The organism is Photobacterium alginatilyticum (genome assembly GCF_009910675.1).
GTDB lineage: Bacteria > Pseudomonadota > Gammaproteobacteria > Enterobacterales > Vibrionaceae > Photobacterium > Photobacterium alginatilyticum.
This window is the reverse complement of record NZ_RSEJ01000005.1, coordinates 146042-158469: the sequence shown is the minus strand read 5'-3', so window position 1 is coordinate 158469 and position 12428 is coordinate 146042. Positions and strand designations below refer to the sequence as shown.

10 protein-coding genes and 2 tRNA genes are annotated in these 12428 nt (G+C 49.7%); all 12 read right to left on the bottom strand.

Annotated features, from left to right (window positions below; all coding sequences use genetic code 11):
• Nucleotides 1-12: 12 nt before the first annotated feature.
• A complete protein-coding gene (gene pnp, locus EIZ48_RS07135; RefSeq protein WP_160649652.1) occupies nucleotides 13-2136 on the bottom strand; it encodes a polyribonucleotide nucleotidyltransferase in 2124 nt (707 codons plus the stop codon).
• A 341-nt stretch (nucleotides 2137-2477) separates the two neighbouring features.
• Complete coding sequence (rpsO, locus tag EIZ48_RS07130) at nucleotides 2478-2747, bottom strand: 30S ribosomal protein S15 (protein WP_007464817.1); 270 nt, start codon at nucleotides 2745-2747, stop codon at nucleotides 2478-2480.
• 324 nt (nucleotides 2748-3071) lie between these two features.
• Entirely contained in the window at nucleotides 3072-4016 is a 945-nt protein-coding gene (gene truB, locus EIZ48_RS07125) for a tRNA pseudouridine(55) synthase TruB (protein WP_160649650.1), read from the bottom strand.
• 3 nt (nucleotides 4017-4019) lie between these two features.
• Nucleotides 4020-4415 (bottom strand): 30S ribosome-binding factor RbfA, encoded by a 396-nt coding sequence (gene rbfA, locus EIZ48_RS07120; RefSeq protein WP_075762519.1) that lies wholly within the window; start codon nucleotides 4413-4415, stop codon nucleotides 4020-4022.
• A gap of 99 nt (nucleotides 4416-4514) precedes the next feature.
• On the bottom strand, nucleotides 4515-7277 hold the full coding sequence (gene infB, locus EIZ48_RS07115) for a translation initiation factor IF-2 (protein ID WP_160649648.1): 2763 nt from the start codon (nucleotides 7275-7277) through the stop codon (nucleotides 4515-4517).
• Nucleotides 7278-7302: 25 nt separating this feature from the next.
• Nucleotides 7303-8790, bottom strand: coding sequence for a transcription termination factor NusA (nusA, locus tag EIZ48_RS07110; RefSeq protein ID WP_160649646.1), 1488 nt, complete (start codon nucleotides 8788-8790; stop codon nucleotides 7303-7305).
• A gap of 23 nt (nucleotides 8791-8813) precedes the next feature.
• The gene (gene rimP, locus EIZ48_RS07105) at nucleotides 8814-9269 is read right to left on the bottom strand and encodes a ribosome maturation factor RimP (RefSeq protein ID WP_075762522.1); all 456 of its coding nucleotides are present in this window, start codon (nucleotides 9267-9269) and stop codon (nucleotides 8814-8816) included.
• A gap of 180 nt (nucleotides 9270-9449) precedes the next feature.
• Nucleotides 9450-9526: transfer RNA gene (locus EIZ48_RS07100), tRNA-Met, on the bottom strand.
• Between the two features lie 56 nt (nucleotides 9527-9582).
• A tRNA-Leu gene (locus tag EIZ48_RS07095) sits at nucleotides 9583-9667 on the bottom strand.
• An 11-nt stretch (nucleotides 9668-9678) separates the two neighbouring features.
• A complete protein-coding gene (gene secG, locus EIZ48_RS07090; protein WP_075762523.1) occupies nucleotides 9679-10011 on the bottom strand; it encodes a preprotein translocase subunit SecG in 333 nt (110 codons plus the stop codon).
• Nucleotides 10012-10212: 201 nt separating this feature from the next.
• Nucleotides 10213-11550 (bottom strand): phosphoglucosamine mutase, encoded by a 1338-nt coding sequence (glmM, locus tag EIZ48_RS07085; protein ID WP_160649644.1) that lies wholly within the window; start codon nucleotides 11548-11550, stop codon nucleotides 10213-10215.
• Nucleotides 11551-11575: 25 nt separating this feature from the next.
• Nucleotides 11576-12406 (bottom strand): dihydropteroate synthase, encoded by an 831-nt coding sequence (gene folP / locus EIZ48_RS07080; RefSeq protein ID WP_160649642.1) that lies wholly within the window; start codon nucleotides 12404-12406, stop codon nucleotides 11576-11578.
• Between the last annotated feature and the right edge of the window lie 22 nt (nucleotides 12407-12428).

Below are 12428 nucleotides of genomic sequence, written 5' to 3'. Positions count from 1 at the left end.
TAGAAGAAAGACTTAAGCTTCTGGCTTTTCGTCTTGAGCGGCTGCCGGTGCTTGCTCGGCGGCTGCTTCTTTCATGCTTAGACGGATACGGCCCTGACGGTCAATTTCAAGAACTTTAACCTTCACTTCCTGGCCCATCTCTAGGTGATCGGCAACCTTCTCGATACGCTCCTGAGCGATTTGAGAAATGTGTACCAGACCTTCCTTCGTACCGATAACAGATACAAACGCACCGAAGTCAACGATACGCATAACCTTACCAGTATAGATACGACCAACTTCAACGTCGGCAGTGATTTCTTCGATGCGACGGATTGCTTCTTTCGCAGCAGTTCCTTCAGTCGCAGCAATCTTCACGGTACCGTCATCTTCGATTTCAATCGTAGTGCCAGTCTCTTCAGTTAGCGCACGGATAACCGCACCGCCTTTACCGATAACGTCTTTGATCTTCTCTGGGTTGATCTTCATGGTGTGGATGCGAGGAGCAAACTCAGAGATATCTTCACGGTGCGTGCCGATTGCATCGTCCATCACGCTCAGGATGTGCTTACGCGCACCTTTCGCCTGGTTTAGAGCGATCTGCATGATTTCTTTGGTGATACCTTCGATCTTGATATCCATCTGCAGCGCTGTGATACCGTCGTCAGTACCTGCTACTTTAAAGTCCATATCACCAAGGTGGTCTTCGTCACCCAGGATGTCAGAAAGAACAACGAAATCATCGCCTTCTTTCACAAGACCCATTGCGATACCAGCAACAGACGCTTTGATTGGCACACCAGCATCCATAAGAGCCAGAGAAGTACCACAAACAGACGCCATTGAAGATGAACCGTTTGATTCAGTGATTTCAGAAACCACACGTACTGTGTACGGGAATTCGTCAACAGATGGCATTACCGCTGCAATACCACGCTTAGCCAGCTTACCGTGACCAATTTCACGACGCTTAGGCGAACCGACAAAACCCGTTTCACCAACACAGTATGGAGGGAAGTTGTAGTGTAGCAGGAAGTGATCTTTCTTCTCGCCAGTTAGGCCATCGATGATTTGCGCATCACGCTGGGTACCCAGTGTCGCGGTAACCAGTGCCTGAGTTTCACCACGAGTGAACAGAGATGAACCGTGAGTACGAGGAAGTACACCAGTACGTACATCTAGTGCACGAACCATGTCTTTTTCACGGCCGTCAATACGCGGGTTGCCGGCAATGATGCGGCTACGTACAACGTTCTTCTCAAGAGAGCTCAGCATGTCGCGAATTTCGCGCTCTTCCAGTGTCTCGTCTTCTGCAAGCAGAGCTTCGACAACGTCATTCTTGATCGCGCCAACTTGCTCGTAGCGTGACATTTTTTCAGTAATCTGGTACGCCTCAGACAGACGTGCTTCTGCTTTCTCGGCAACACGTGCTTTTAGCTCAGTGTTGACTTCAGGTGCAGTCCAATCCCATGCCGGCGTAGCAACTTCTGCCGCGAACTCGTTGATGGCATTGATTACGGTTTGCTGCTGGTCGTGACCAAATACTACAGCTTGTAGCATCTGCTCTTCAGACAGACGGTCAGCTTCTGATTCAACCATCAGAACCGCACCTTCCGTACCGGCAACAACAAGATCTAGACGGCTTTCTTCAAGCTCAGTATTGCTTGGGTTAAGAACGAACTGATCGTTAACGTAACCAACACGTGCAGCACCGATAGGACCATTGAATGGAATACCAGAGATAGCCAGTGCCGCAGACGTACCAATCATAGTAACGATATCTGGGTTTACATCTGGGTTTACAGAAACAACAGTCGCAATAACCTGCACTTCGTTTTTGAAATCATCTGGGAATAGCGGACGGATTGGACGGTCAATCAAACGTGCAGTCAGCGTTTCGCCTTCAGATGGACGGCCTTCACGCTTGAAGAAACCACCTGGGATTTTACCAGCCGCGTAAGTACGTTCTTGGTAGTTAACAGTCAGTGGGAAGAAGTCTTGGCCTTCTACCGCTGTTTTTTTACCAACTACAGATACAAACACAGATGTGTCATCCATGCTTACCATTACAGCAGCTGTTGCTTGACGTGCCATAACACCAGTTTCGATAGTAACCGTGTGGTTACCGTACTGGAAAGTCTTTACGATAGGATTCACGTGAATTTCCTTAAATTTATTCCGCTTTCTATTTGCGTCGTTAAGTATATCTGACACAAGGAAAAGCGTCATGTGATGAAAGACACTTTACGGTGATTTCACGTATCGCGACTAATGAAAATTCTCTATGGCTAGAGGAACTGTCATTAGCCGCGACCTAAAGGTCGACGAAAACGACTCGCGAGCTCACGGTGTAAAATATCAGTGATGGTTCATCAATCAACTCGCTACAGGATCATTCAATCAGCAGTGACGATGCAGGTATCGGATGAGACGGTAGAGAGGAGTATTAACAAACATAAAAAAGAAAGGAGCCATCAGGCTCCTTTCTCAAAGCAATCTTAGCGACGTAGGCCTAGACGCTTGATTAGGTCTTGGTAGCGATCTAGGTTCTTACCTTTAAGGTAGTCTAGAAGCTTACGACGACGAGAAACCATACGTAGCAGACCGCGACGGCTGTGGTGGTCGTGTTTGTGGTTAGCAAAGTGACCTTGAAGGTGGTTGATTTGTGCTGTTAGCAGTGCAACCTGAACTTCAGGAGAACCAGTGTCGTTTGCGCCTTGCGCGTATTCAGCAACGATTGCTGCTTTAGTTTCTGCATTCAGAGACATAACTCATTCCTAATACAAAGTGTTTCTAAATTTGTGCCAGCCAATCTCTGATTCAGCCGACACCCGAGCCGCGAATTATACGTGTAGCCCTGCATGACTACAAGGAAAGATTCAAATAAGTCGCGTAAGTGGCGAGTTTCGGGTTTATAGTGGCGAGATGCGAGGAGAGTCGGTTCCTGCTGGTAGAGACGAAAGAGCAGAATATTCTTATCAAATATTCTGCTCTTAAATACAAAACCTCAAGGAAGCTTTTTCCTAGGACCCAGCGACCTAGAACCCGCTCTTTCCGCTTTTTCTAGGAACTAGCTTCTCGGTTCTCGCCCCTTAGTCCTGCTTGTTCGCCATCACACGCTTCGGCGCCAGCATGCCATCTTCGTCGATAACACCGACGCCGATAAACTCACGCTGTTCGCCAACCGTAATGCGAACCAGCGTCCCCGTCTCGGGAACACGGCCAGCCTGCACCGGATTACCGTTAAGGATATATACCGCCAGTGCTGGCAATATATTGACTTCCGGCAAGTCCTGTACCGCACTGTCAGTCGGCAGCAGCAGCGGGTCAAGCAGTTCGCTTGGCGCAATGTCCTGCTCCTTGGCCTGATCCAGCAATGCCTGTAGCTGCTCCAACGTCACGATGCGATCCATCGGATAGTTGGACACCCCGGTACGACGCAAATAGGTCACATGGGCACCGCAACCGAGCATCTCGCCCAGATCATCAACAATCGTGCGGATGTAGGTTCCTTTCGATACATGCAGCTCCATTTCGACTTCGTTGTTGTCAAAACGAAGAAGCTCGACAGAATACACGGTGATCTTGCGAGATTCACGAGGCACCTCAATCCCTTCGCGGGCGTATTCATACAGCTTACGCCCCTGGTATTTCAGGGCCGAGTACATCGATGGAATTTGATCGGTTGTGCCGCGGAACTTGGCAATGCAGCGCTCTAGCTGACCACGGTCTACTTTCACCTCGCGCGTCTGAACGACTTCACCGTCAGAATCCGAGGTATCAGTACGTTCACCTAACTTGGCCACAACGCGATAGCGCTTGTCCGAATCGAGCAGGAACTGGGAAAACTTCGTCGCTTCACCAAAGCAGATTGGCAGCATACCGGTTGCCAATGGATCCAGTGCCCCGGTATGACCCGCTTTCTGCGCGAAGAAGATACGCTTTACTTTCTGCAGGGTATCGTTCGAGCTAAGTCCGGTTGGTTTGTCGAGGAGGATAACCCCGTCGACCGGACGCCCCTTACGACGACGTGCCATGGATTACTCCTCGCCTTCTTCAGCATCATCACCGCGACGATCTTCATCATCACGGACAGCCTTGCTGACCAGGTTAGAAATACGCATACCTTCGGTCAGTGACTTGTCGAAGATGAAGTTAAGCTCAGGGGTAACGCGCAGACGGATCTGCTTGCCCAGTAGCGAGCGGATATAAGGTGCCAGTTCGCGCAGTGCTTCCAGGCTGTCCTCAGGGGTTTGCTCACCCACGGTCAAAAATGTCACGTACACTTTTGCGTAGCCCATATCGCGTGATACATCGACACTCGAGATAGTTGCCATTGCGATGCGCGGATCTTTAATTTCGCGCTGCAGGATCACCGCCAGCTCTTTTTGCAACTGCTGTGCAACTCGCTGGGTACGGCTGAATTCTTTTGCCATATTCGTTTTCTCTCTCTAAGAATTGAGCTCTTGAAAGAATGGGGAGCCGAAGCTCCCCATAAGATTAGTTGTTATAAAACAGCTTGTTGTCTTGAGTAATTAGTCAAGAGTACGCTGGATTTCAACAATTTCGTAAACTTCGATCTGGTCACCAACGCGAACATCATTGTAGTTCTTAACGCCGATACCACATTCGTAGCCGTTCTTAACTTCGTTCACGTCGTCTTTGAAGCGACGTAGCGATTCTAGCTCACCTTCGTAGATTACAACATTATCACGTAGAACACGGATAGGGTTGTTACGCTTGATGATACCTTCAGTAACCATACAACCCGCAATTGCGCCGATCTTAGGTGACTTGAACACATCGCGTACTTCTGCAAGACCGATAATTTCCTGCTTGAACTCAGGAGATAGCATACCGCCCATTGCCGCTTTCACTTCGTCAATCAGCTGGTAGATGATTGAGTAGTAACGCAGATCCAGGTTCTCGTTCTCAACAATACGACGAGCCGGAACATCAGCACGAACGTTGAAACCAAGTACGATAGCGTTAGATGCTGCAGCAAGTACTGCATCAGTCTCGGTAATACCACCAACACCAGAGCCGACGATATTCACTTTAACTTCATCGGTAGACAGTTTAACCAGTGAATCGGCAATCGCTTCGATAGAACCCTGTACATCAGCTTTTAGTACAACGTTCAACTCAGCTACGTCACCTGCCGTCATGTTAGAGAACATGTTTTCAAGTTTCGCTTTCTGCTGGCGAGCAAGCTTAACATCGCGGAATTTACCCTGACGGTAAAGTGCAACTTCACGTGCTTTACGCTCGTCACGAACAACGGTTGCTTCGTCACCAGAAGAAGGTACACCGGAAAGACCTAAGATCTCTACCGGGATAGACGGGCCAGCAGACTCGATGTCTTGACCAAGCTCATCACGCATAGCACGCACACGGCCATGCTCCAGGCCACAAAGAACGATATCGCCCTTGCGTAGCGTACCTGACTGAACCAGAACAGTTGCAACCGGACCACGGCCCTTATCAAGGCGAGATTCAACAACCACACCGCTCGCCATACCATCTTTAACTGCAGTCAGTTCAAGAATTTCAGACTGAAGCAGGATAGCTTCTAGCAGACCGTCAATGTTAGTACCTTGTTTCGCAGAGATGTGAACAAACATGTTCTCACCGCCCCACTCTTCAGGGATAACATCGTACTGTGCCAGTTCGTTCTTCACGTTGTCTGGGTTAGCGTCTTCTTTATCGATCTTGTTTACAGCAACAATCAGAGGTACACCGGCCGCTTTTGCGTGCTGGATAGCTTCAATTGTCTGTGGCATTACACCATCATCTGCTGCAACAACCAGTACAACGATATCCGTCGCCTGAGCACCACGAGCACGCATAGCGGTAAACGCGGCGTGTCCAGGAGTATCAAGGAAGGTAATCATACCGTTGCCAGTTTCAACGTGGTATGCACCGATATGCTGGGTAATACCACCGGCTTCGCCAGAAGCAACGTGAGCTTGACGAATGTAATCCAGTGTTGATGTCTTACCATGGTCAACGTGGCCCATGATAGTAACAACAGGTGCACGAGATTCAGTTGCGGCATTCTCGTCACGATCAGACATGATCGCTTCTTCAAGTTCATTCTCTTTACGAAGAATAACTTTGTGACCCATTTCTTCAGCAACTAGCTGTGCTGTTTCCTGGTCGATTACCTGGTTGATGGTAACCATAGCGCCCATTTTCATCATCACTTTGATGATTTCTGTCGCTTTCACTGACATTTTGCTAGCCAGTTCAGAAACAACAATGGTTTCACCGATCACAACGTCAGATTTAGCAACGGTTGCTGTTTTGTCAAAGCCATGCTGCATCGATGTCGGTGCATTAACCTGAGACTTTTTCTTACCACCGCGACCACGCTGGTTACGAGAGCCACGACCTTTGTTACGGTCATCAGCTTTCGCAGCAGGTTTTTTCTTCTTACGACGACCGCCTTCTTCTTTGCGGTCGGCTTCATCTTCAGCTGCGCGAGCGTAGCTAGAAGTTGTTGTATGGTAATCTGATTTTTCCATGCTCGTTGTCGCCTGATCAGGTTTTGACCAGTTTTTCTCGTTCTGTTCTGCCATTTTGCGTGCCTCTTCTAGCTGGCGCTGACTCTCTTCTTCGGCTTTACGCTTGGCTTCCTCTTCCCTGCGACGTTGTAGCGCCTCAGCTTCTTTCTTAGCCTGTTGGTCAGCGGCGGCGCGCTTAGCTTTTTCGTCAGCTAAACGCTTGTCCTCAGCGTCACGATCCAGCTTGTCCTCAGCGTCACGATTGGCCTTATGTCCTGCATTTTGCTTAGCTTTCTCTTCAGCTAAGCGCTTTTCTTCAGCGGCACGCTTAGCTGTTTCTTCAGCTTCACGTTTCGCCTGCTCTTCTGCTTCACGCTTGGCAGCTTCTTCGGCTGCGCGCTTAGCGGCTTCTTCAGCTTCACGCTGAGCCGCTTCTTCAGCTTGGCGTTTCGCATCTTCAGCTACGCGCTGCTCTTCTTCAAGGGCAGAACGTTTTACATAGGTGCGCTTTTTGCGCACCTCTACCTGAACACTTTTATTCTTGCCGCCAGAGCCCGAGACACTCAGAGTGCTTCGAGTCTTGCGCTGCAGAGTAAGGCGTGTAGGAGCCTCACCAGTCGTGCTGTCACCACCATGTTCTTTCTTAAGGTGAGACAACAACGACTGCTTTTCTTGTTGGCTTACGCTTTCTTCAGCTTTCTTGCTGATACCAGCATCGGCAAACTGTTGAAGCAAACGATCAATCGGAGTACCAATTTCCTCGGCTAATGCTTTAACTGTAACCTCTGACATGCTGCTCCTCCCTTGCTTTTTAAAATTACGCTTCGTCGCTGAACCAGCAAATATTACGTGCGGCCATGATTAGCTCGCCCGCTTTAGCTTCGTCCATACCTTCGATGTCGGTCAGGTCATCAGTGCCCTGATCCGCCAGGTCTTCAAGCGTGCTTACACCTTTCGCAGCCAGTTTGAACGCCATTTCGCGCTCAAGGCCGTCAAGACCAAGCAGGTCGTCAGCGGGTTCAACACCTTCAAAAGACTCTTCTTGAGCAAGAGCAAGCGTTGTCAGTGCTTCTTTAGCACGACTACGAAGTTCGTCGACCATGTCTTCATCAAGACCGTCAACAGCCATCAGCTCGTTAACTGGTACGTAAGCGATTTCTTCAAGTGTGGTGAAGCCTTCTTCAACCAGTACGGTTGCGAAGTCTTCATCAATATCAAGATGCTTGGTAAACACCTCGATAGATTCCTGTGCTTCTTCCTGATGCTTTTTCTGCAGATCTTCTACAGTCATTACATTCAGTTCCCAGCCAGTCAGCTGAGATGCCAGACGCACGTTCTGGCCACTACGGCCGATTGCCTGAGCAAGGTTATCCTTCTCGACAGCAATATCCATAGTGTGGTTGTCTTCATCAACGATGATCGAGCTAACTTCTGCCGGCGCCATCGCATTGATAACAAACTGTGCCGGGTTCTCATCCCAAAGCACGATGTCGATACGCTCACCGCCCAGTTCACCAGATACAGCCTGAACACGAGCACCACGCATACCCACACAAGCGCCGACAGGATCGATGCGCTTGTCATTGGTTTTCACAGCAATCTTGGCACGAGAGCCTGGATCGCGAGCGGCACCCATCAGTTCGATAAGCTCTTCGCCGATTTCCGGCACTTCGATACGGAACAGCTCAGAAAGCATCTCAGGCTTAGAACGGGTCATGAACAGCTGGAAGCCACGCGCTTCAGGGCGAACAGCATACAGCAAGCCACGAACACGGTCACCCGGACGGAAGTTTTCGCGCGGCAGCTGATCGTCACGCTGGATAACGGCTTCAGCATTGTTACCCAGATCAATGATAACAGCATCACGGTTTACTTTTTTGACCACGCCCGTGATTAGCTCACCTTCATTGTCGATAAACTGTTCTACGATTTGCGCACGCTCTGCTTCACGTACTTTCTGTACGATAACCTGCTTCGCGGTTTGCGTCGTGATACGGTCGAAAGTAACAGACTCGATCTCGTCTTCGACGAAACCGTCAAGTTCGATGCTTTCATCTTCGAACTGAGCCGCTTCAAGGGTAATTTCAAGCGTCGGCTGAGTCACTTCCTCAACAGCTTTCCAGCGACGGAAAGTCTCGAACTCACCGGTTTTGCGATCGATAGCGACACGCACGTCGATTTCAGCTTCGTGCTTTTTCTTTGTCGCTGTTGCCAGTGCGATCTCTAGCGCTTCGAAGATACGCTCACGAGGAACAGCTTTTTCGTTGGATACCGCTTCAACGACAGCCAAGATTTCTTTGTTCATTTCTAATGCCCCAATTTTAGCGGTTAGAATTTTGGAACCAGATTGGCTTTGGAAATATTGCTCAGCGCAAATGTTTCTTCATTGCCATCAACTTTCAGAGTGACTAGCTCGCCTTCAACAGCAATGATGTCACCTTTCCACTTACGACGATTGTCCATCGCCATTTTTAATACCAAGCTGACCTCGTGGCCAATAAATTGCTGGTAGTGTGCAGCTTTGAATAGCGGCCTTTCCAGACCAGGGGAAGATACCTCCAGGTTGTAAGCCACAGTAATAGGATCTTCTACATCCATTACAGCGCTGATTTGGCGGCTAACTTCGGCGCAGTCGTCAACCGTAATGCCGTTTTCATGGTCGATGAAAACACGCAACGTCGAGTGCTCGCCTGCACGGATAAATTCCAAACCGACTAGTTCATAGCCCAAAGCCGTTACCGGCGCTTCAAGCAGTTCGGTTAATTGCATCTCTAAAGCTGTCAAAACAACCCCCTGGAAACAAAAAAAGGGCACTAAAGCCCAGTAGATACCTGAATGGTCATTTTTCAGATAATAAAAAACCCCGAATTACGGGGTTTTTTATCACTGGACCCTGATTGCCACAGCCTTGGCTATGACAGAAAAAACATACTTCCTTAATAGGATAGTCGTTTTTTCGGAAAGTGGTTGCGGGGGCTGGATTTGAACCAACGACCTTCGGGTTATGAGCCCGACGAGCTACCAAGCTGCTCCACCCCGCGTCCGTAATCTGAGGCGATTATATCGCTCAGATGTTGCCCTTTCAAGCAACGAATAATGGTGCCGAGAAGGGGACTTGAACCCCTACACCTTGCGGCACTAGCACCTCATGCTAGCGTGTCTACCAATTTCACCATCTCGGCTAAATCTTTAATTACTGAGGAATGTCACTATTTACTGGTGCACTCTCAGTTTTTTCTACAACTTGCTCAGTCGCTGGAGCACTCAGGTCTTCCCAGCCACTTGTTTCCTGCGCTTGCTTAGCACTCATGTTGCCAAGAACAAGACTGATTGCAAAGAAAACAGTCGCACAAACTGCAGTCATTCGGGTCAGAAAATTTCCAGAGCCGCTAGCGCCGAACAATGTTCCTGAAGCGCCAGCCCCAAATGAGGCTCCCATATCTGCGCCTTTACCTTGCTGAACCAAAACTAGGCCGATAACACCAAGCGCAGCCAACAGATAAATCACAAGTAGAATTTCGTACATGGGTTCCACCTATGGTTAAATTGTTGTGCCGGCTTTGCTAAAGCAGTGCCAGCGCACCCCCTTCAATCAAGGAGCGAATGCATACTAGCGAAAGCCTAAACCTGTGACAAGTAAAATTTCAACAAAAAGCTATATCAGTGAATCACTTGACCAAGTTTTAAACAAAGCCGACGATAAAATCACCGTTTCCGGTGAATCAAATTAGCAGTTATCTTTTACTGCCTGAGCAATAGCTAATGCAGATTCTTTAACTAAATCAGCATCTTCGCCTTCAACCATCACACGAATCAACGGCTCAGTGCCTGATTTGCGCAATAATACCCGGCCGCTATCACCCAGTTTAGCCTCAACCGCCGCCTGTGCCGACAATACCGCATCTGATTCGAGCGGATTGGACTCACCGGCAAAGCGGACATTCTCCAGCACCTGCGGGTACATTGTCATTCCGTCACACAGCTCTTTCAGTGACATCTTACTACCGACAATGGAGGCCATCACCTGCAGACCGGCAACAATGCCGTCACCCGTGGTCACTTTATCCAGCATGATCACATGACCAGAGTTCTCGGCACCAATCAACCAGTTCTGCTTAACCAGCTCTTCCATCACGTAACGGTCGCCGACTTTGGCACGGACAAACGGGATACCGAGATTTTTCAGTGCCACTTCCATACCGAGGTTCGTCATCAGTGTACCGACAACCCCGCCTTTCAATTCACCTCGGCGCAGCGCATCACGGGCAATAATGTAGGCAATCTGGTCGCCGTCAACCTTGTTGCCTTCCTCGTCGACCATCATAACCCGGTCGCCGTCGCCATCAAGGGCAAAACCAAAGTGTGCTTTTTCCTCCAGCACCTTGGCTTGCAGGGCTGCGACATCCGTTGCCCCGACTTTATCGTTGATGTTGGTACCATTTGGCTCACAACCTATAGTGATCACCTCGGCACCCAGCTCTTTAAGCACATTCGGGGCAATGTGGTAAGTCGCACCATGGGCACAGTCGACAACGATTTTATAACCAGCCAGGCTCAGTTCAGATGGGAAGGTACCTTTACAGAACTCGATATAACGACCGGCCGCATCGGCAATTCGTTTCGCCTTACCCAGCATCGCCGACTCCACGCAGGTCAGCGGCTTTTCCAGCTCTTCTTCAATCGCCAGCTCAATCTCGTCGGGCAGCTTGGTCCCTTCCGAGGAGAAGAACTTGATCCCGTTATCATAATAAGGGTTGTGCGATGCCGAGATCACAATACCGGCCTCGGCACGAAATGTCCGAGTCAGGTAGGCCACCGCAGGGGTAGGCATCGGACCGGTAAAAGCAGCCTGAAGACCAGCTGCCGCCAACCCGGCTTCCAGTGCCGACTCCAGCATATAACCTGAAATACGGGTATCCTTACCGATGATCACTTTCTTGGTGCCCTGCTTAGACAGCACACGACCCGCCGCCCAGCCCAGTTTCAGGACAAAGTCCGGGGTAATTGGGGCCTGTCCGACCAAGCCACGGATCCCATCGGTACCAAAGAACTTACGTTCAGCCATTTTCAGCTCCTAGCTATTATTTATTTTATTCCTGCTCTAATGTCATCCGACACACTTTCAAGACATCAACGGTTTCTTGTGCGTCATGGACACGAATGATCTGCGCGCCTTTCATGGCAGCAATGGCTGCACATGCCAGGCTTCCGGCCATACATTCGGCAGGTTTTTTATCAAGTAACTTAAATATCATTGATTTACGCGACATGCCGACCAGCAGGGGTAAACCAAATTGGTGAAATTTATCCAGATGCGCGAGCAACTGATAATTATGCTCCAGACTTTTACCGAACCCGTACCCCGGATCCAGCAACAACTGTTCGCGGCGGATCCCAGCCGCCTCGCATGCCTCGACCCGCTCAGCGAGGAACTGGCCGACATCGGCAATCACATCTTGATAAGTTGGTTGCTGTTGCATTGTACGCGGCTGCCCCTTCATATGCATCAGGCAAACCGGCACGTTGGCCTTCGCCGCTGCCGCCATCGCCCCCGGCTCTTGCAGAGCGCGAACATCATTGATCAGATCCGCACCTGCTGCAACCGCCTCAGTCATTACCTGCGCCTTGCTGGTATCGATAGAAATCCAGCAGTCAAACCGCTGGTGGATCGCCTCAATCACCGGAACGACCCGATCAAGCTCATCACTCAGCACAACATCGGCAGCACCCGGACGGGTTGACTCCCCCCCGATATCAATAATGCTGGTTCCGGCAGCCAGCATCGACTCGACATGAAATAGCGCATTATCAAGGCGGTTAAATTTCCCCCCGTCAGAAAACGAGTCCGGGGTAACATTGAGGATCCCCATTGCATGGGAGTGCGAAAGATCGAGGGTTTTGTCTTTACTGGTCAGAATCATCACAGTGTCCATTTGCTACAAA

What these genes read in the sequence shown, in the direction of transcription:
- rpsO (WP_007464817.1), bottom strand. Translation starts at nt 2,747, where the DNA reads ATGTCTCTGAATGCAGAAACTAAAGCAGCAATCGTTGCTGAATACGCG.
- truB (WP_160649650.1), bottom strand. Translation starts at nt 4,016, where the DNA reads ATGGCACGTCGTCGTAAGGGGCGTCCGGTCGACGGGGTTATCCTCCTC.
- rbfA (WP_075762519.1), bottom strand. Translation starts at nt 4,415, where the DNA reads ATGGCAAAAGAATTCAGCCGTACCCAGCGAGTTGCACAGCAGTTGCAA.
- infB (WP_160649648.1), bottom strand. Translation starts at nt 7,277, where the DNA reads ATGTCAGAGGTTACAGTTAAAGCATTAGCCGAGGAAATTGGTACTCCG.
- nusA (WP_160649646.1), bottom strand. Translation starts at nt 8,790, where the DNA reads ATGAACAAAGAAATCTTGGCTGTCGTTGAAGCGGTATCCAACGAAAAA.
- secG (WP_075762523.1), bottom strand. Translation starts at nt 10,011, where the DNA reads ATGTACGAAATTCTACTTGTGATTTATCTGTTGGCTGCGCTTGGTGTT.
- glmM (WP_160649644.1), bottom strand. Translation starts at nt 11,550, where the DNA reads ATGGCTGAACGTAAGTTCTTTGGTACCGATGGGATCCGTGGCTTGGTC.
- folP (WP_160649642.1), bottom strand. Translation starts at nt 12,406, where the DNA reads ATGATTCTGACCAGTAAAGACAAAACCCTCGATCTTTCGCACTCCCAT.